18 protein-coding genes are annotated in these 20,245 nt (G+C 54.3%); 16 read left to right on the top strand and 2 right to left on the bottom strand.

From position 1 onward, the window contains the following. The first annotated feature begins 155 nt into the window (after positions 1–155). The 6 genes from nifU to nifM are packed head-to-tail and all read left to right on the top strand — an operon-like array spanning position 156 to position 4,866. Positions 156–983, top strand: a complete 828-nt coding sequence (gene nifU / locus C5523_RS12980; RefSeq protein ID WP_039078962.1) for a Fe-S cluster assembly protein NifU — start codon at positions 156–158, stop codon at positions 981–983. 34 nt (positions 984–1,017) lie between these two features. Continuing rightward, complete coding sequence (nifS, locus tag C5523_RS12975) at positions 1,018–2,220, top strand: cysteine desulfurase NifS (RefSeq protein ID WP_108701255.1); 1,203 nt, start codon at positions 1,018–1,020, stop codon at positions 2,218–2,220. Positions 2,221–2,232: 12 nt separating this feature from the next. Next, positions 2,233–3,375, top strand: coding sequence for a homocitrate synthase (gene nifV / locus C5523_RS12970; protein ID WP_108701254.1), 1,143 nt, complete (start codon positions 2,233–2,235; stop codon positions 3,373–3,375). 2 nt (positions 3,376–3,377) lie between these two features. Beyond that, positions 3,378–3,635 (top strand): nitrogenase-stabilizing/protective protein NifW, encoded by a 258-nt coding sequence (locus C5523_RS12965; RefSeq protein WP_039079146.1) that lies wholly within the window; start codon positions 3,378–3,380, stop codon positions 3,633–3,635. Beyond that, positions 3,632–4,075 (top strand): nitrogen fixation protein NifZ, encoded by a 444-nt coding sequence (locus tag C5523_RS12960; protein WP_108701253.1) that lies wholly within the window; start codon positions 3,632–3,634, stop codon positions 4,073–4,075. The genes C5523_RS12965 and C5523_RS12960 overlap by 4 nt, the downstream gene beginning before the upstream one ends. Next, positions 4,072–4,866 carry a nitrogen fixation protein NifM gene (gene nifM, locus C5523_RS12955; protein WP_108701252.1) on the top strand — a complete coding sequence of 265 codons (795 nt, stop codon included), beginning with the start codon at positions 4,072–4,074 and terminating at the stop codon, positions 4,864–4,866. Before C5523_RS12960 ends, nifM begins: the two co-directional genes overlap by 4 nt. Before the next feature lie 347 nt (positions 4,867–5,213). On the opposite strand, the gene C5523_RS12950 is transcribed toward nifM, so the two are convergent. Next, positions 5,214–5,744, bottom strand: coding sequence for a flavodoxin (locus tag C5523_RS12950; RefSeq protein ID WP_079497365.1), 531 nt, complete (start codon positions 5,742–5,744; stop codon positions 5,214–5,216). A gap of 358 nt (positions 5,745–6,102) precedes the next feature. Between C5523_RS12950 and nifL the strand changes: the two genes are divergently transcribed. From nifL to C5523_RS12900, 10 genes are all read left to right on the top strand, one after another. Continuing rightward, entirely contained in the window at positions 6,103–7,590 is a 1,488-nt protein-coding gene (nifL, locus tag C5523_RS12945; RefSeq protein WP_079497364.1) for a nitrogen fixation negative regulator NifL, read from the top strand. Beyond that, the gene (nifA, locus tag C5523_RS12940; RefSeq protein ID WP_108701251.1) at positions 7,587–9,158 is read left to right on the top strand and encodes a nif-specific transcriptional activator NifA; all 1,572 of its coding nucleotides are present in this window, start codon (positions 7,587–7,589) and stop codon (positions 9,156–9,158) included. The genes nifL and nifA overlap by 4 nt, the downstream gene beginning before the upstream one ends. A gap of 167 nt (positions 9,159–9,325) precedes the next feature. After that, a complete protein-coding gene (gene nifB / locus C5523_RS12935; protein WP_108701250.1) occupies positions 9,326–10,726 on the top strand; it encodes a nitrogenase cofactor biosynthesis protein NifB in 1,401 nt (466 codons plus the stop codon). After that, positions 10,723–11,226 (top strand): nitrogen fixation protein NifQ, encoded by a 504-nt coding sequence (locus C5523_RS12930; RefSeq protein ID WP_108701249.1) that lies wholly within the window; start codon positions 10,723–10,725, stop codon positions 11,224–11,226. Before nifB ends, C5523_RS12930 begins: the two co-directional genes overlap by 4 nt. A gap of 193 nt (positions 11,227–11,419) precedes the next feature. Then, on the top strand, positions 11,420–12,658 hold the full coding sequence (locus C5523_RS12925) for an EAL and HDOD domain-containing protein (protein WP_039078952.1): 1,239 nt from the start codon (positions 11,420–11,422) through the stop codon (positions 12,656–12,658). Between the two features lie 266 nt (positions 12,659–12,924). Beyond that, complete coding sequence (locus tag C5523_RS12920) at positions 12,925–14,502, top strand: methyl-accepting chemotaxis protein (protein WP_039078951.1); 1,578 nt, start codon at positions 12,925–12,927, stop codon at positions 14,500–14,502. Positions 14,503–14,756: 254 nt separating this feature from the next. Further along, positions 14,757–16,610 carry a phospholipase effector Tle1 domain-containing protein gene (locus C5523_RS12915; protein ID WP_108702322.1) on the top strand — a complete coding sequence of 618 codons (1,854 nt, stop codon included), beginning with the start codon at positions 14,757–14,759 and terminating at the stop codon, positions 16,608–16,610. Beyond that, complete coding sequence (locus tag C5523_RS12910) at positions 16,607–17,266, top strand: DUF2931 family protein (protein ID WP_369944896.1); 660 nt, start codon at positions 16,607–16,609, stop codon at positions 17,264–17,266. The genes C5523_RS12915 and C5523_RS12910 overlap by 4 nt, the downstream gene beginning before the upstream one ends. Before the next feature lie 42 nt (positions 17,267–17,308). Next, positions 17,309–17,965: a DUF2931 family protein gene (locus tag C5523_RS12905; protein ID WP_108701248.1), complete on the top strand. Its 657-nt coding sequence runs from the start codon at positions 17,309–17,311 to the stop codon at positions 17,963–17,965. Positions 17,966–18,007: 42 nt separating this feature from the next. Continuing rightward, positions 18,008–18,682 (top strand): DUF2931 family protein, encoded by a 675-nt coding sequence (locus C5523_RS12900; RefSeq protein WP_108701247.1) that lies wholly within the window; start codon positions 18,008–18,010, stop codon positions 18,680–18,682. Between the two features lie 81 nt (positions 18,683–18,763). Here the strand turns inward: C5523_RS12900 and C5523_RS12895 are convergent, their stop codons facing one another. Continuing rightward, entirely contained in the window at positions 18,764–20,179 is a 1,416-nt protein-coding gene (locus C5523_RS12895) for an aldehyde dehydrogenase family protein (protein WP_108701246.1), read from the bottom strand. Between the last annotated feature and the right edge of the window lie 66 nt (positions 20,180–20,245).

The following is a 20,245-nucleotide window of genomic DNA, read 5'->3' as shown; positions in this document are numbered from 1 at the left end:
TTGCGCGTGGGCTTATGTGAGGAGGAATTATTAACCCACTGAAAAACATCAATTTTACGCTCTGGTACTGCTTTTGCTTAATCTTTATACCCGCTGTTGATTAACGCGGTGAATTGCGCCCTGCGCTGTCCGTCATAATCCTGGGAGCTGAGAGCATGTGGAACTATTCCGAGAAAGTGAAAGATCATTTTTTTAATCCCCGTAATGCCCGGGTGGTGGCAGAGGCCAATGCGATTGGCGATGTGGGTTCGATAAGCTGTGGCGACGCCCTGCGCCTGATGCTGCGGGTCGATCCGCAAAGCGAAACCATTCTGGAGGCCGGTTTTCAGACCTTTGGCTGCGGTAGCGCCATCGCCTCTTCGTCGGCATTAACGGAACTGATCATTGGCCGCACGCTGCAAGAAGCGGAACAAGTGACCAACCAGCAAATCGCCGACTATCTCGACGGGCTGCCGCCGCAAAAAATGCACTGCTCAGTGATGGGCCAGGAAGCGCTGCGTGCGGCAATCGCCAACTACCGGGGCGAAACCCTCGATGACGATCATGAGGAAGGCAAACTTATCTGCAAATGCTTTGGCGTAGACGAAGGCCAGATTCGCCGCGCGGTATTGACCAACGGGCTGACCACCCTTGAAGAGGTGATCAACTACACCAAAGCGGGCGGCGGCTGCACATCCTGCCACGAAAGTATCGAACTGGCGCTGGCAGATATCCTGGCCGAGCAGCAGGCGGCTCCGGCTGTCGCTGTGGAGGCGACAAAAGATCCGCACTGGCAAGAGGTGATCGACGCCATTACCGAACTGCGCCCGCACATCCAGGCCGACGGCGGGGATATGTCGCTGATTAATGTCGCGAATCACAAAGTGACCGTCAGCCTTTCCGGTAGCTGTAGCGGCTGCATGATGACCGATATGACGCTGGCCTGGCTACAGCAGAAATTAATGGAACGTACCGGCTGTTTTATGGAAGTCGTGGCGGCGTAAGCCACACCTCACTATCCGTTATGGGGGAATAAAGATGAAACAGGTTTATCTGGATAATAACGCCACCACCCGTATCGACCCGATGGTGCTGGAGGCGATGATGCCGTTTTTGACCGAACACTACGGCAACCCTTCTTCGATTCATGACTTTGGTCTGCCCTCGCGCGGGGCGCTGGAGCGTGCGCATCAACAGGTCGCCGCCCTGCTTGGCGCCGATCACGCCAGTGAAATCATTTTTACCTCCTGCGCCACGGAAGCGACCTCGACGGCGCTGCATGCCTGCATTGAACTGCTGCCGGAACGCCGTGAAATCATCACCACCACGGTGGAACACCCGGCGACACTGGCGGTCTGCGAACATCTGGAGCGCCAGGGTTATCTGATCCACCGTATTGCGGTCAATGCCGAGGGTGCGCTCGATATGGCGCAGTACCGCCAGGCGCTCAGCCACCGGGTGGCGGTGGTCAGCGTGATGTGGGCCAACAACGAAACCGGGGTGATTTTCCCGGTGGCAGAGATGGCGGAGCTGGCCCATGAATACGGCGCGCTGTTCCACTGTGACGCGGTTCAGGCGGTAGGGAAAATTCCGCTGGCGGTCGGTAAAACCGCTATCGACATGCTCTCCTGTTCCGCGCATAAACTGCACGGCCCGAAAGGCGTCGGCTGCCTCTATTTGCGTCGCGGCACGCGCTTTCGTCCGCTGCTGCGTGGCGGCCATCAGGAGCGTGGACGGCGCGCCGGTACGGAAAATATTGCCGGGATTGTCGGCATGGGCAGTGCGTGTGAACTGGCACAGGTTCATCTGCCCGGTATGGGCGAAATTGCCCGGCTCCGCGACTATTTGCAGGACGAACTGGTCAATAGCGTGCCGTCGGTGATGGTCATGGGCGGCAAACAGCCACGGGTGCCGGGGACCGCGAATCTGGCGTTCGAGTTTATTGAAGGCGAAGCCATTTTGTTACTGCTCAACCAGGCGGGGATCGCCGCGTCCAGCGGCAGTGCCTGCACGTCAGGCTCTCTTGAACCGTCGCATGTGATGCGCGCAATGAACATTCCCTATACCGCCGCTCATGGCAGCATTCGCTTCTCCCTGTCGCGCTACACGCGGGAAAAAGAGATTGATTACGTCATCGCCACGTTGCCGCCGATTATCGCCCGGCTGCGGATGCTCTCCCCTTACTGGCAGGACGGTAAACCGCTCCCGGCGACGTCCTCATTTGCGCCGGTTTACGGTTAAACGGAGGCGGCTATGGCCAGTGTGCTGATTAACGACACAACGCTGCGCGACGGCGAACAAAGTCCTGGGGTGGCATTTCGCGCCAGTGAGAAAGTGGCCATCGCCGAGGCGCTGTTTGCCGCAGGCGTTACGGCGCTTGAGGTGGGAACACCGGCAATGGGTGACGAAGAGCGTACCCGTATCCAGCTTGTCCGTCGCCATTTACCGGATGCGACACTGATGTCCTGGTGTCGCATGAACGCCGGGGACATCCGCCAGAGCGCCGATCTGGGCATGGACTGGGTGGATATTTCGATTCCGGCATCCGACAAATTGCGTCAGTACAAATTACGTGAACCGCTGGCGGTGCTGCTTGACCGGCTGGAGAGTTTTATCGGTATGGCGCGCACGCTGGGGCTGGCGGTCTGCGTCGGCTGTGAAGATGCGTCGCGCGCGGATGACGACACGCTACGCCAGATAGCAAGTGTCGCACAGCGGGCAGGCGTGCTGCGTTTACGTTTTGCCGATACGCTGGGGCTGCTGGACCCGTTCGCGACGGACGCGTCTATCCGTTCGCTACGGAGCTACTGGAACGGTGACATTGAGATGCACGCCCATAACGACCTGGGGCTGGCCACTGCCAATACGCTGGCGGCCATCCGCGCCGGGGCAACCAGCGTGAATACCACCGTGCTGGGGCTGGGCGAGCGCGCGGGGAATGCCGCACTGGAGACGGTCGCCCTCGGTGTGCACCGTTGCCTGGCGCTTGAGAGTGGCGTCGATTTTAGCCAGTTGCCCACCCTCTGCCAGAAGGTCGCCGAGGCCGCCCAGCGGCCTATCGACGCGCAACAACCGCTGGTTGGCGAACAGGTCTTTACCCATGAATCCGGGGTGCATGTCGCCGCCTTGTTGCAGGACAGAGAGAGTTATCAGGCGATTGATCCGGCACTGATGGGCCGGGAATATCGTCTGGTACTGGGAAAACACTCTGGCCGCCAGGCGGTGGACGGCGTCTTTGCGCGCATGGGGTATCCCCTTAATGCGCTGCAAATCGACGTACTGCTTCCGGCCATTCGCCGCTTTGCGGAGAGCTGGAAGCGTACCCCGAAAGATTATGAACTGATCGCCATTTACGATGAGTTATGCGGTGAGCCGATACGCCAGGTGGGAGGATGAATATGCAGTGGTTTTATCAGATTCCCGGTGTCGATGAGCTGGAGAGCGCTGAATCCTTCTTTGATTTTTTTTCCGTCCCGTATGAGCCCGCCGTGTTGCGAAGCCGCTGCCTGCTCGTGCTGAAAGCCTTTCACCATAAACTGCGCGACAACGTCCCGCTGCATAATCTGCTGGAAGAGGACACGCGCGCGCCGTGGCTGCTGGCCCGGCGGCTGCTGGCAGAGAGCTACCAGCAACAGATTAGCGGAGGTGGGCAATGACTCCGATCTTTACCTTTGGCGATGAGGTGCGTGTGACGCGGGCCATTCGTAATGACGGCACCATGCCCGGCTATACACGCGGCCAGTTGCTGGTTCGGCGTGGCAGTACCGGGTTTGTTCGGGAATGGGGCGTGTTTTTGCAGGATCAGATTATCTACCAGATCCACTTTCTCGACGGTGACATCGTGGTTGGCTGCCGTGCGCAGGAGCTGATCCCGGCAGGCCAGCCCTGGGATGCCGGGATGCTGCAATTCGGCGATCCTGTCACCGCCTTACAGCCCCTTTCGGTCAATGGCGCGGTGGTGGTCAGCGCCGGCGCAATGGGTCAAATCGAAGCTACCGATCAGGGGCATGACGGCAACAGTTACACTGTCACTTTTTCCGGACGCTGGTTTCAGGTACCCGCCAGCGCCCTGCGCTTAGCGGAGGAGATTGCATGAGTACAGCCTGGGAGCAATTCGGCCGGTGGCGTCTGGCGAAGAGCCACTGGAACTGCGAGCCGCAGGAAATTCCCGCCGGTGAAAAAGCGGCCTTTGAACAGGCGTGGCGCCGACAGCGTTTTCTGGAACAGACTGTCGTTCAGCAGGCCCGTGATTTACCGGTCACCGACGACCTGTTACAGCGCATTGGATCGTCGCTCGCAGAGTTACTCGCTGAGAGTGCGCTTAGCGGTGAAGAGCGCCTGGCTGTGGTGCGTCATCATGCGCTGATGGAGCTGCAATTTGCGCGGATCACCGGGCAGGCACCTAAACCTGATGACCTGGCAGTGCTCGCCTGGTATCAGCGTAATCAGGAAAAATTCAGGCGCCCGGAGCAGCGGTTAACCCACCATCTGCTGCTCACCGTTGATGACGATAGCGAGAGTGTGCGACGCCAGGCGATGCAGTTTTACCGGGAAATTGAGGCCGCACGTGAGGTTTTCCCCCGCCTGGCAAAACGCTACTCCCACTGTCCGAGTGCCTTAGAAGGTGGGCAGTTAGGCTGGATCAGTCGCGGTTTGCTGTATCCCGCGCTTGAATCCGCCCTGTTTGCCTTGCCGGAAAACGGTATCGCCGCGCCGGTGGAAACGGAGCTGGGCTGGCATCTTGTCTGGTGTGAACGTATTCGCGAGCCTCAGGCGTTGCCACAGACAGAGGCGCTGGAAAAAGCACGGGCGTTTTTATGGCGCCAGCATCAGCAGCAGCGGCAACAGACCTGGTTAAAGCAGTTGATGGCCGGGATGACGGATTGAGTGTGCTGGTTTCTGAGTTTGCGCGTTTTTAAGAACCCTGACCCGGCTGGCGCTGCGCTTAGCCGGGCTACCTGGCACCGAACCCGTAGATACTGTGAACGTCTTCAACCTTTTTAGCCACGGCTAACTCGTTTTCCCGCATGACAACCACAGCGACATCTTTGTGCCCCCCTGGCACGTTCACGGGTTCTGTCGCGACAGAAAAGCAAGGAACTTAAGGTGAACGAGATGGCCATCAGAGCCGCATTTTCCCCTCACCCTGGCCCTCTCCCCAAAGAGGAGAGGGGACCGTTCGTGCTCGCATTTTTGTGGGGGTACCTCACCCCGGGGGAGAGGGAGAAAACCGCTTACAGGATCTGCGGCTTAATCTGCTCCAGCCACGACGCTACCCGCTCTTCTGTTAAATCAAACTGATTATCCTGATCCAGCACCAACCCGACAAACTTCCCGGCCTCAAGTGCGGCGGAAAAGGAAAAATCATACCCGTCGCCTGGCCACTCACCGACAACCTGCGCGCCACTGCCCACCACCGCGTCATAGAGGGGGCGCAACGCGCTGGCAAAGTTATCCGGATATCCCTGCTGATCGCCAAGCCCAAATAAGGCAACAATTTTACCGCTCAGATTGGCATCAGCCAGTTGATCGATAAACTCCCCCCAGGATTCACTTTCACACCCGGCGGCAAGCCCCGGCAACTGCCCGTCCCCCAGCGTTGGCGTACCGAGAACCAGCACCGGGTACGACAAAAACGTCTCCAGCGACGTGCGGTTAATATTGACCGGCGCATCCGCCACATCCCCCAGTTTTTGCTGGATCAGTTTGGCGATTTTGCGGGTTTTTCCCGTGTCACTGCCAAAAAAAATACCAATGTTAGCCATGTCGCGCTCCTGTTGAGAAAGAATAAGGCCGCCTGCAAACGGCGGATATCCCTTCTCCTGTTGCGAAGGCTGTGCCAGGTTTTTTTAAGGCCTTCTGTGCACTGAAATGGGTGAAAAAATGACTCTTTTTTGTGCAGGCACCGTCCTCTCTCCGCTATCCAGACCTGCTTTGAAGGCCTGTGAGGGCCAAATCAGGGCCAAAACACGAATCAGGATCAATGTTTCGGCGCGTTACCTGTTCGAAAGGTGCACTCTTTGCATGGTTAATCACACCCAATCAGGGCTGCGGATGTCGGGCGTTTCACAACACAAAATGTTGTAAATGCGACACAGCCGGGCCTGAAACCAGGAGCGTGTGATGACCTTTAATATGATGCTGGAGACCAGCGCACCGCAGATCATTGCGGGCAACCTCTCACTTCAACATCCCGGACTGTTTTCCACGATGGTTGAACAGGCTCCGATCGCGATTTCGCTGACCGACCCGGACGCGAGGATTCTGTACGCTAATCCGGCCTTTTGTCGCCAGACCGGTTATAGCCTGGAAGAGCTGCTCAACCAGAACCATCGCATACTGGCAAGCCAACAGACGCCGCGCAGCATTTATCAGGAACTGTGGCAAACGCTGCTGCAACAGATGCCCTGGCGCGGTCAGCTCATCAATCGCCGTCGGGATGGCAGCCTTTATCTGGCTGAGGTCGACATCACCCCGGTCGTCAACAAACAGGGCGAACTGGAACACTACCTCGCCATGCAACGTGATATCAGCGCCAGCTATGCGCTCGAACAGCGATTGCGCAATCACACCACCATGAGCGAGGCGGTGCTGAACAACATTCCTGCCGCCGTGGTGGTGGTCAACGAGCAGGACCAGGTGGTCATGGACAACCTCGCCTACAAAACCTTCTGTGCCGACTGCGGTGGCAAGGAGCTGCTCACCGAACTGGATTTCTCCCGGCGCAAAAGCGATCTCTATGCCGGGCAAATACTGCCTGTGGTGCTGCGCGGTGCCGTGCGCTGGCTCTCTGTCACCTGCTGGACCTTGCCGGGGGTAAGCGAAGAAGCCAGCCGCTACTTTATTGATACCGCGCTGCCCCGCACCCTGGTGGTGATCACCGACTGCACCCAGCAACAACAACAGGCCGAACAGGGCCGTCTCGATCGTCTCAAACAGGAGATGACCACCGGAAAGCTGCTGGCCGCGATCCGTGAATCGCTGGATGCCGCGCTGGTTCAGCTAAACTGCCCCATCAATATGCTGGCGGCGGCGCGACGTCTCAACGGTGAAGATAACCATAACGTGGCGCTGGATGCCGCGTGGCGCGAGGGGGAAGAGGCGCTGGCCCGCCTGCAACGCTGCCGCCCTTCTCTCGATCTGGAAGAGAGCGCGCTGTGGCCTCTGCAACCGCTGTTTGACGACCTGCGCGCCCTTTACCATACCCGCTATAACAATGGCGAAAATCTGCACGTTGAAATGGCCTCTCCGCATCTGGCGGGGTTTGGTCAGCGTACGCAGATCCTTGCCTGTCTCAGTTTGTGGCTCGACCGCACGCTGGCCCTCGCCGCCGCGCTACCGGACAGAACGCTGCATACCCAGCTTTACGCCCGTGAAGAGGATGGCTGGCTGTCCATTTGGCTGACAGATAATGTGCCGCTCATCCATGTGCGATACGCCCACTCCCCCGATGCCCTGAACGCCCCCGGCAAAGGGATGGAGCTGCGGTTGATTCAAACCCTGGTTGCCCATCATCGCGGCGCAATAGAACTAACTACCCGCCCTGAAGGCGGTACCTGCCTGACCCTGCGATTCCCGTTATTTCATTCACTGACCGGAGGCCCACGATGACCCAGCGACCCGAGTCGGGCACCACCGTCTGGCGTTTTGATCTCTCACAGCAATTTACCGCCATGCAGCGCATCAGCGTGGTGTTGAGTCGCGCAACCGAGATAAGCCAGACGCTGCAGGAGGTGCTGTGTGTTCTGCATAATGACGCATTTATGCAACACGGCATGCTGTGTCTGTATGACAACCAGCAGGAAATTCTGAGTATTGAAGCCTTGCAGGAGGCAGACCAACATCTGATCCCCGGCAGCTCGCAAATTCGCTATCGCCCTGGCGAAGGGCTGGTAGGAGCCGTACTGTCCCAGGGACAATCTCTTGTGCTGCCGCGTGTCGCCGACGATCAACGCTTTCTCGACAGGCTTGGCATCTATGATTACAACCTGCCGTTTATCGCCGTCCCCTTAATGGGGCCAGGCGCGCAGACGATTGGCGTGCTCGCCGCGCAGCCGATGGCGCGTCTGGAGGAGCGGCTTCCTTCCTGTACGCGCTTTCTGGAAACCGTCGCCAATCTGGTCGCACAGACAGTCCGGCTGATGACCCCGCCTGCCGCCCCCACACCGCGCGCCGCGATTGCCCAGACCGAACGCCAGCGCAACTGTGGCACTCCTCGCCCCTTCGGTTTTGAGAATATGGTGGGCAAAAGCCCGGCCATGCAGCAGACAATGGACATTATCCGCCAGGTTTCGCGCTGGGATACCACGGTACTGGTGCGCGGCGAAAGCGGCACCGGTAAAGAACTTATCGCCAATGCTATTCATCACAACTCCCCTCGCGCCGCCGCGCCCTTTGTGAAATTTAACTGCGCGGCGCTACCGGATACGCTATTGGAGAGCGAATTGTTCGGCCATGAAAAAGGGGCGTTCACCGGCGCGGTTCGCCAGCGTAAAGGACGTTTTGAACTGGCCGATGGCGGCACACTGTTTCTTGATGAAATTGGCGAAAGCAGCGCCTCGTTCCAGGCCAAACTACTGCGTATTTTGCAGGAGGGTGAAATGGAGCGCGTTGGCGGCGACGAAACCCTGCGTGTCAATGTGCGTATCATCGCCGCCACCAACCGGAATCTGGAAGAAGAGGTGCGGATGGGCAATTTCCGCGAGGATCTCTATTATCGCCTCAACGTAATGCCCATCTCCCTGCCACCGCTGCGTGAACGTCAGGAGGACATTGCCGAGCTGGCGCACTTTCTGGTGCACAAAATCGCCCATAACCAGGGGCGTACGCTGCGCATCAGTGATGGCGCCATCCGTCTGCTGATGGGTTACAACTGGCCCGGTAACGTGCGTGAGCTGGAAAATTGCCTGGAACGTTCGGCAGTGATGTCAGAAAACGGCCTGATCGACCGCGATGTGGTGCTCTTTAACCACCGTGAGAACACGCCAAAACTCGCCATCGCCGCCGCGCCAAAAGAGGATAGCTGGCTTGATCAAACGCTGGATGAACGTCAACGGCTGATTGCCGCGCTGGAAAAAGCCGGGTGGGTGCAGGCCAAAGCGGCGCGTCTGCTGGGTATGACGCCCCGTCAGGTCGCCTATCGGATACAAATTATGGATATCAGCATGCCCAGGATGTGACGGCTCACTTTGTGACATTCAGCACATTGTCAGCCAAACGCCACATTTACGACAAACAACGACGAACAACGCTTTTATAACGTCATATTTTTCAAGTAATTACATTTTATGTGAGCGGTACGGGTTTTGCAGCAGGAAGACATGACTACGCAAATTAAGGAGCGATCATGACTTCCTGCTCTTCCGCTACTGGCATGGGTTGCCAGGCGCCTGGTGAACCCTTAACTGATTTTATCGCCAACAAAGTGGCATCACACCCCTGCTACTCCCGTAGCGGTCATCACCGTTTCGCTCGCATGCACCTGCCGGTCGCCCCTGCCTGCAATTTGCAGTGTAACTACTGCAACCGAAAATTCGATTGCAGTAATGAATCCCGCCCCGGCGTCTCCTCGTCGTTGCTGACCCCCGAACAGGCAGTGGCGAAAGTACGCCAGGTCGCGACGGCAATTCCTCAACTGTCGGTGGTGGGGATCGCCGGTCCCGGTGACCCGCTGGCGAACATTGGTCGCTCCTTCAAAACACTGGAACTGATCCGCGAACAGCTACCGGATTTGAAGCTGTGTCTGTCGACGAACGGTCTGATGCTGCCCGATGCTGTTGACCGGTTGCTGGAGGTCGGCGTTGACCACGTCACCGTGACCATTAACACCCTCGATCCTGATATCGCCGCGCAAATCTATGCCTGGCTGTGGCTGGACGGTGAGCGCTACAGCGGCCGCGAAGCCGGAAAGATCCTCGTGGCCCGCCAGCTTGAAGGGGTGCGCAGACTGACGGAAAAAGGTGTGCTCGTGAAGATCAACTCGGTGCTGATACCCGGTATCAACGATCATTCTCTGGTGGATGTCAGCCGGACATTGCAGCAATACGGTGCCTTTATTCATAACATTATGCCGCTGATTGCCCGACCAGAGCATGGCACCGTTTTTGGCCTCAACGGTCAACCTGAGCCGGATGCGGCGATGCTTGCCGCCACTCGCGAGCAGTGTGGCGAGGTGATGCCGCAAATGACCCACTGCCAGCAGTGCCGCGCGGATGCGATAGGTATGCTGGGCGAAGATCGCAGCCAGCAATTTCTGTTTACCCCGACAGAAACGGCACCCCAACCCTGGCTGCCGACATTACAAAAACGCGCCAGGCTACACGCCAGTATCGCCACGCAGGGGGAGTCAGACGAAGCGGATGCCTGCCTGGTCGCGGTCGCCTCCACGCGGGGAGACGTGATTGACTGTCATTTTGGTCATGCGGATCGTTTTCGTATATACAGTCTTTCCGCTGCGGGCGTTGTTCTGGTGAATGAGCGTTTTACTCCCAAATACTGCCAGGGGAGCGACGAATGTGAACCCCAGGACAGTGAAGCACGTATGGCGGCGATCATGGCGCTGCTGGCGGATGTAAAAGCCGTTTTTTGCTCACGTATTGGCTACGGTCCCTGGCAGCAACTGGAGGCACAGGGTATTGAGCCTTGCGTTGATGACGCGTGGCAACCGGTCCTCCCGACGCTTGCGCGCTGGTGGGAAAAGGCGCGTCAACAGTGGCAACAAGACGATTGTCACAAGGGGGTGGCATGACCCTCATCGCGCGGCACTACTGGCTTGATCGCCTGGTACAGCTCTATGCGCAGGGTGAAGGTTGTTACCCCTTGCAGATGGGGCTTTCCGACGATCACTGGCTGGCGCTCAGCGCGCACAATACCGCGCCGTCGGATGTGGTTTTGCGGCGTACGTTGATGTCGGAGCTGATCGCCAGCCGTAAAGAGGAACGAACGCAACTGGCCGACTGGCTGGCATGCCATATGTTGCCGGGAGCAGATCCGATGCATCAGATCATTGCCAGTGTGTCGCTGGCATTCAACCATCTCTGGCAGGATCTCGGGCTGAGTTCGCGTGAGGAATTGCGCGAACTGATGACCGACTGCTTTCCGCAACTGGTGGAGATGAACAGTGAAAATATGCGCTGGAAGAAGTTTTTCTATCGGCAGCGCTGTTTACAGACAGAAGGAGAGATCATTTGTCGCTCGCCCAGTTGCGACGCCTGTTGCGAACGGCAGCTCTGTTTCGATACATATTAACCCTTCTGGCCCTGCCCCCATGCAGGGCCTCAATTCTTTACCTTTCACAAATTGTTAAATCACGCACTTATGCCTATATTTTTAATAATCATAAGGGAGTTTTTGCTAAGCAAGCGTGTTCATTTACCTGCGGCGTTAATGTACCTTGTATTATCGAGAATGATGTGAGGCGTACGGATTTGTGAGGTAATGAATGTTTTCTTTTGTGGCCAGACAGGCAATTTTTGATAACAAATTAAACACTGTCGGTTATGAACTGCTTTTCAGGGATAGCATGGTAAACCGTTTCCCTGATGTTTCATCGGAACAGGCAACCACGCAACTGATTGAAGAACAGTTTTTTGGCGCGCCAGTGGGCCGCAAAGATGAGAACAATTCCGTTTACGTTAATTTTCCGCATCAATTATTGGTGGATGGCCTCGCCGAAACCCTGCCCAAAGACCGTGTCATCATTGAAATTCTCGAAACCGCCAGCCCCGACCATCGCTTGCTGGAAACCGTAAAACGGATGCAAACCCAGGGTTTTCGTATTGCCCTGGATGATTTTTCGCTGAGTAGCGAATGGGATGCGTTTATTCCCTATATTAATATTATTAAATTCGATATTCAGAAAAATACGCGTGAAGAAATTGCTGCTTATATAGGCAATAAGCGCGAGATGCTACGTCATGCAGTTTTTCTTGCTGAAAAGGTAGAAAGTTATGACGAGTTTGAAGCCTATAAAAAAATGGGTTTCCACCTCTTTCAGGGCTATTTTTTCAGCAAACCCGTAGTACATAAAAGAAACAAATTGTTACACAACCGCGCATTTGCCTTAAAGCTCATGCACGAAGTAAACGTCGAATCGCCAGATTTGAATCGCATCGAAGATCTACTTAAACGCGATGTGTCGTTGTCTTTCAAAATTATGCGTTACGCACAAAATATCCTTTATAACAAAAGGGGTATTTCAGGTTTACGCAACCAATCGTTGAAAGATATTGTGCTTTATCTCGGGATTAATGAACTGCGTCGCTTTGTACTGGTCGCCTGTTTAACTTCATTCGAAACCGTCAAGACTACCGAAATCTATTATTTAAGTCTGATTCGCGCCAAATTCTGCGAACTGGCTGCGGCCCGAACCCCCTCTCACCCGTTATCCAACGAAGCCTTTATGGTTGGGCTATTTTCGTTACTGGATGTGATCCTCGAAATGCCGCTGGAAGATCTCATGGCGCAAATTGCGGTTTCACAAGAGGTGATCATGGCTCTGCAGCACCAAAACGGCGTGCTTTATCAGTATGTTTGCCTTGCTATGCTCTACGAGCAACGCATGTGGGAAGAAGCCAGCGATATGGCGCAGGATATAGGGCTACCAGAAGCAGCAGTGACCGAGATGATGAATAAAGCGACAAAATGGGCCGATGAGTTGCCAGTGAGTTTTGCAAAATAAATAACTGAAACCATTCCTTGGGCGGTTATTTTCACTGCTAAATTATTTATGAGTGAAACATTATTTCAGTTTTTAAATAAACATATTCTTTTCATTTCATTTACACTTTTAACATTCATACTGTTTCGACCAGAGCCTGTTTTTTAACCAACACAGATTTCACCGCAATAAAATAAAAATATGTGATTAAGATCAATTAAAAATAATCAATATTTTCGCGTTTATTACCGATATAGGTAAAACCTTTTCATTAAAAAATGATCACTATGAAAAAATTTTCTCAGGCATCTGTATTAGCAAAATTGCTCACTGGCTTTTCCATTCTTATAGCGATGATGTTAGTACTTGGTATTGTCTCCATTTATCAGTTGCACATCAGTAAATCCCATATTGATAAATTCCGCGATAATCGCATGCCGGGCGTCAGATATACCCTGGAAATGCGTGGCGTATTATCAGAAATGCGCTTACAGCAAATTCAGTATATCGGTTCCGTCACACCTGCCGAGCGGGAGCAACATCGTGGCGAACTGCTGCAAAACCAGGCGACATTTTTAAATGCCCAGCGCCAGTTTGCTAAAATTTCCGCCGACGCACCGGAAGATACACGCACACTGTTTAATACCGTTGTCGACAACTTCCGTAATTTCGTCGACGTTAACGCCAAAGTTATCGAGGCCGTTAGCGCGGGCAGACTTGAGGAAGCATCCAAAATCAGCGGCGCGGTGTCGTCTAAATACCGTACCCAGTTGATGAAAGACCTTGCTACCCTAGTGGACAAAGAAGTGGCCAGCGGTGAAGAAGCGGGTGCGATTGCGCAGTCCGGCTACGACAAAGCGCTCTACACTTTCTGTGGGTTGTTGCTACTGGCACTGATTGCCACCGGGTTCATCGCCCTGGTTATCTCCCGTAGCCTCTCTCGCCAGTTAGGCGGCGAGCCTGCTTACGCCGTGGAGATCATGAATGAAATTGCCTCGGGTAATCTGAAAGCCGACGTCAAACTGAAAGACAACGACACCCAGAGTTTGCTGGCAACCATCAAGTTTATGAATAGCAAGCTGGCCGATATTATCGATGGCATCATTCATGGCAGCGAAGCTATCTCCCTTGCCGCCAGTGAAATTTCTCAGGGTAACAACGACCTGTCTCAACGTACTGAGGAACAGGCCGCCTCACTGGTGCAGACTTCGTCTAACATGCAGCAGATTACGGAAAACGTAAAAAGCAACGCCGACAACGCCCGCCGGGCCAGCGAACTGGCGCGCGAAACGTCACAGACCGCCGTAAAAGGCGGAAAAGAAGTGGACGATATGCTCAAGCGGATGCATGAAATCTCCGACAGCTCGCAGAAAATCGTCGATATCATTTCTGTGATTGAAGGGATTGCTTTCCAGACCAACATCCTGGCGCTCAACGCCGCCGTTGAAGCCGCCCGCGCCGGTGAACAGGGTAAAGGTTTTGCCGTGGTCGCCGGTGAAGTGCGTACTCTGGCGCAAAAAAGTGCCAACGCCGCGAAAGAAATTAAGCAACTTATCGAAGGGACCGTCCATAAAATTACCGACGGCTCTCGTTATGCAGACACCGCCAGCCGGGCGATGGAGCAGATCGTCACTTCTGTTAATAAAGTGACCGATATTGTCGCGGAGATTTCCGCTGCCTCGACAGAGCAGCATCAGGGGATTCGTGAAATCAGCGTCGCCATCGACCAGATGGATCAGGTTACCCAGCAGAACGCCACGCTGGTGGAACAGGCCGCTGTCGCTGCTCACTCCATGTCTGAGCAAAGCGAACAATTGCGTAACTCCGTGCGTTTCTTCCAGTTAAAAATGCAAGATCCACGCTAAGAAAACGTGACGCCGGGAAACCGGCGTCTCTCAATCACCGTCACCCTTCTTCATTCCTTCGCAACTCTCTTCTGACATTCCTGATACTACATCCCAGAAAAACCCTTAGCATCATCCTGGAATACGGCTGGAATTTAGGTTTAGTACAAAGACCTGGTTACCATACGCACAACGTCTTTGAAACGTTTCCAGATTTGAAAATCTACTGACAGGCGTTGCCGAAGGGGCGGAATCAAACATCAGGGAGGATAATGATGGCAATAGGATATTTTTTAGTCAGAGGCGACAAAACCACCTGTGGCGGCGTCATTATTGAGGGGGCAGATGATCATACCATCATGGGAATACCGCAGGCACGAGAGTTCGATAGCGTAACCTGCGGCAGATATTCTGGCGTTTATAAAATAATAGGGGGTGTTCCCCAGACATTTCTTCACAACAAAATGATGGCAGGGACGCTGCACAGCATGAGTAGCTGCCCATGCCGTTCTCGATTTATCGCATCTCAGCTCAACGATACATATGAAACAGGCGGAGGTGGCCGAGAGCCAACACAGCACGCGCAATCTGCCCATAAGCCAAATTTGGCCGCACCTGCTCCTGAACAGGAAAAACAGGAAGAAAAGCGCGAAGTGACGCTTACGATTGGCATTTTCTTTGATGGTACAGGCAATAACGCCGTCAATGCCGCAAACATGATGAAAGCATGTACGGCCGAACACTACCACATGTCAGGCAGGGAAGCCGAAACGCTTCTGGGTAAATGCGCACGAGATAAATTCGGTGTTTCAGGTATCGGCGCAACCAGTTATTTGGGGTATTACACCAACGTGCATTGGTTAGCGACGTTGTATAAACAATATTTTTCGTCAGAAAGTACTGAGATTCAGCATCCCATTTATATTGAGGGTATCGGAACTGAATCGGGTAAACCCGACAGTACTATCGGCCAGGGATTGGGGATATCCGACACGGGTGTTATTGCCAAGACAGACAGAGCCGTAGCTGTTATTGGTGAGCATATTCAGACAGTCCTGGCTGAATTGAAAAATAATATTCCGGATACTCAGTTCATCATCCAGTCCCTCCAGTTCGATATCTTTGGTTTTAGCCGTGGCGCAGCAGCAGCCAGACATTTTGCCAACCGGGTATATGCACGAGACCCGGCCATCATTAGCGCTATCCAGGATGGCATGCGAGGTATGTCCTTTACGGGGATGCCCGCCGGAAAGACCCGTTTTATTGGCATTTTTGACACTGTGGCTGCAATTGGCACTCCGACAAATGGGTTCAATCCCCATAATGCCGACACAGGAGCAGTAAATATTGCGCTTCGTCCCGGCGTGGCAGAAAAAGTCTTTCACATCACGGCGGCACATGAATGCCGGTTCAATTTCGCGCTAAATAGCGTAAAACCCGCATGGCCGGAGCTGGCATTGCCAGGCGTACACTCGGACATTGGCGGAGGGTACCTGCCATTACTGGAGGAAAATCTTTTTTTGACGCGCCCGCAAACGGATACCGTGCCGCTCCGTCAACCCGAAGAAGAGACCAGAGGTTACTATCAAACCCTAAAACAAATGGCAATCCTCGATAATTACCCTTGCATCGCCCCGATCATGCGTACCAGCGAGATTTCTGCAGAGACCTGGTTTGACGACCGCATGCCGTCTGATCGCTACGGAGAGCCACAAAAGCGCAGCTATGCTGCATTAACGTTGCGACACCGAAATGTCAAAAACGACTGGTCGAAAGTAGTGCTACGAGTGATGCTCGATGCAGCGCAGGATGCGGGGGTGTTATTTGAGGATATTCAAGAAAACGATAATTTGAATCTTCCTCCTGAGCTGATTCCGCTTTGTAAAAAAGCGATCGCAATAGGAAAAGCCGTGCGATCCGGCCAACCGCCGGAAAAATTTAGCGAAAAAGAATTGAATATAATCGCCACGAACTATATTCACTGCTCGGCGCACTGGAATGCCATTCTCACTGATTCGAGCGGCGTTATTCGTGGTGGCGCTTCCCCTGCCGAGCTGATTGGTTTTGTTAACCGGCCAGATGAAAATTGGATTCGAACGATTTATAACATGGACGGGAAAAAGGCATGATGTCAAAAATCCCCGCAGCCCTGATTTTGTTGATGGCTTTAAACGGCTGCCAGGCATGTGCACCGCAGACGCCGGAAGAAACCGGCGAAATGCCTTACGGCAAATGGCAGTTCGACTTTTTTACCCCCCATGCCCTACCCGCTGATGTCACGCGTGCGTTGATTATTGACAGCGAAGATGTCGTTTATACATTCAGTACGCTCGACTACACCGAGTCCGATCCTGCTGTTGTCGGGACCTGGAATAACCGAACGGGCAGCAGAAGTATTCGCTTCAACAAAGCGCGCCATCCGCCGGCCATGATGTTGTTCTGCTGGGACTCGGTGATTGATAAAAAAACGTACGAGACGCGGATTGTGTTTCACCGCTCCATCCATGACACCATGATGACGCCAACCGGGAAAGATCGCTTAGGCAACACGGCCTGGTACAAAACCCTGTTGATTGGTCTGGCTCCAGAAGGGAAAGTCCGGATATGGCTGCAGAACAGCGCAGCAGGCGATAACCTTCCCGTTGAGCCACGAAGGCTCACCACCCTGTCCGGGGATAAACTGGATGCCTGCAAAGGAATAACTAACCATTCTCAGGGTTATGGTTACACCAAAACAACCCGCGAGTTTATCAAGGATAAAACCTACCCCTACGGTCGCTGGTGATCCTGGCTGAAATAACGAACTGTTCCATGGACGGAGAAATCTATGACACGCAAAACCCCCGCAGCCCTGATACTGCTGATGACTTTAAACGGCTGTCAGGTACATTCGCCGCAGACCCCGGAAGACACCGGCGAAATGCCTTACGGCAAATGGCAGTTCGCCTTTTTTACCCCTCACGCCTTGCCCGCTGATGTCACACGTGCGTTGATTATCGACAGTGAAGATGTCGTTTATACCTTCGGCACGCTTGATAGAGTACCCGGCTATCCCGGGACCATAGGAACCTGGAATAACCGGGTCAGGATGCATGCACATTTCAACAAAGCGCGCCATCCTCCGGCCATGATGTTGTTCTGCTGGGACTCGGTTATCGACAAAAAAACGTACGAGACGCGGATTGTGTTTCACCGCTCCATCCATGACACCATGATGACACCAACCGGGAAAGATCGCTTAGGCAACACGGCCTGGTACAAAACCCTGTTGATTGGTCTGGCACCGGAAGGGAAAGTCCGGATATGGCTGCAGAACAGCGCAGCGGGAGATAACCTTCCCGTTGAGCCACGAAGGCTCACCACCCTGTCCGGGGATAAACTGGATGCCTGCAAAGGAATAACTAACCATTCTCAGGGTTATGGTTACACCAAAACAACCCGCGAGTTTATCAAGGATAAAACCTACCCCTACGGTCGCTGGTGATCCTGGCTGAAATAACGAACTGTTCCATGGACGGAGAAATCTATGACACGTAAAACCCCCGCAGCCCTGATACTGCTGATGACTTTAAACGGCTGTCAGGCACATTCGCCGCAGACCCCGGAAGACACCGGCGAAATGCCTTACGGCAAATGGCAGTTCGACTTTTTTACCCCCCATGCCCTACCCGCTTTTGCCACACGTGCGTTAATTATTGACAGCGAAGATGTCGTTTACACGTTCAGTACACTCGACTACACCGAGTCCGATCCTGCTGTTGTCGGTACCTGGAATAACCGAACGGGCAGCAGGAGTATTCGCTTCAACAAAGCGCGCCATCCACCGGCCATGATGTTGTTCTGCTGGGACTCAGTGATCGACAAAAAAACGTACGAGACACGGATTGTGTTTCACCGCTCTATCTACAACACCATGATGACACCAACCGGGAAAGATCGATTAGGCAACACGGCCTGGTACAAGACCTTGCTGATTGGTCTGGCACCGGAAGGGAAAGTCCGGATATGGCTGCGAAGTAGTGCAGCGGGCGATAACCTTCTTGTTCAGCCACGAAGACTCACCACCCTGTCCGGGGAAAGTCTTGATGCATGTAAAGAGGTGCCTACACTGATTGATTTTAATTACAGTATTCCTGATGGATATGACCAGTACGTAAAAGATTTCATCAAAGATAAAACCTACCCCTACGGTCGCTGGTGATCCTGGCAAAAAGGATCCCTGGCTGATCCTTTTTGTTTTCAGTTCATAAATCGGTCTTGCGAAAAACCATTTTTTACTGGGCTACCTGACCACCGCCTTCGGCTCCATAAACGCCGCTATCCCCCAGCGCCCCATTTCGCGACCGATCCCTGAGTGTTTAAAACCGCCAAACGGTGCCCCGGCTTCGTGTGCCAGGGTATTGATTTGCACCCGACCGGAGATGATACGCCCGGCGATACGCTGTGCGCGCTGCACATCTGCGCCCAAAACCAACGCGCTAAGACCGTAATCCGTGTCGTTAGCGATTGCTACGGCGTCGTCATCGTCTCGATAGGGAATAATCGACAATACCGGGCCAAAAATCTCCTCACGGGCGATGCGCATACTGTTGTCCACATCGGTAAAAAGTGTCGGTTTCACAAACCACCCCTTCCCGCTGTTTTCCGGACGCCCTTCTCCGCCAGTCAGCAGACGTGCGCCCTCTTGCAGGCCAAGGTGTATATATCCCTGTACCCGCTGCCACTGTTTTTCGCTGACCATCGGGCCAATGTCCGTTTGCGGGTCGAGCGGGTCACCGGATTTCACCGCCGCAACCGCTTTGCGCAGCGCCTCTTCACACTCGGCTTTGCGCGATTGTGGCACCAGAATTCGCGTACCGGCGATACACGCCTGACCGCTGTTCATAAAACCGGCCTGGATGGCAAGCGGTACCGCTGTCGCCAGATCGGCATCGTCCAGAATCAAGGTTGGAGATTTACCGCCAAGCTCCAGTGTCACACGTTTAAAACTTTCGGCGGCATTACGCAAAATCGCCTTACCGGTCTGCGTCGAGCCGGTAAACGAAATTTTGGCAACGTCCGGATGACGGCTTATTGCCTCACCCACCACCGCGCCAAAGCCGGTAACGATATTGCAAACACCCGGTGGTAGCGCGGCCGTATGCAGCGCTTTCATCACCACATGGGTTTGTAACCCGCTCATCTCGCTTGGTTTGATCACCGCCGTACAACCAGCCGCCAGCGCCGCGGCGAGTTTGCCGCAGATAAACCCGGCGTTACTGTTCCACGGTGTAATAAGCCCGGCCACCCCGAGCGGTGTCATCTTCACCTGGGCTTTGCCAACCGCAGTGGAAAATTCAAATTGCCGTAAATCATGTATGACCTGATCAATCACCGCCACCGGATAACTGGCCATCCACGCGGAACGTGACGCCGGGGCACCGTACTCCTCGATAATGGCATGCAGCAGTTCATCCTGACAGGCGGCCATGGCATCACGCATTCGCTGTAAAACTGCCAGCCGCTCTTCAACACTTGTGTGCGACCAGTGAACAAAGACCGCTTTTGCCGCTGCAATTGCCCGCGCGGCGTCATCGGCATTTGCCATACGTATCCGCCCTGTTACCTCGGCGGTGGAAGGGTTATATAGATCGAAATAGTCCTCGCCCTGGGGCCGGGTAAATTCGCCATTGATCCAGAGATGTTCAAGCTGTCGCATAGTGTCCTCCACGGTTAATGCAGCCAGTCTGGCACAGCTTTATCGCGCCGATAATCCGGGTTATCC

The sequence above is a fragment of the Phytobacter sp. SCO41 genome (genome assembly GCF_003073275.1).
GTDB lineage: Bacteria > Pseudomonadota > Gammaproteobacteria > Enterobacterales > Enterobacteriaceae > Phytobacter > Phytobacter diazotrophicus.
This window is presented reverse-complemented; position numbering and strand designations above follow the sequence as displayed.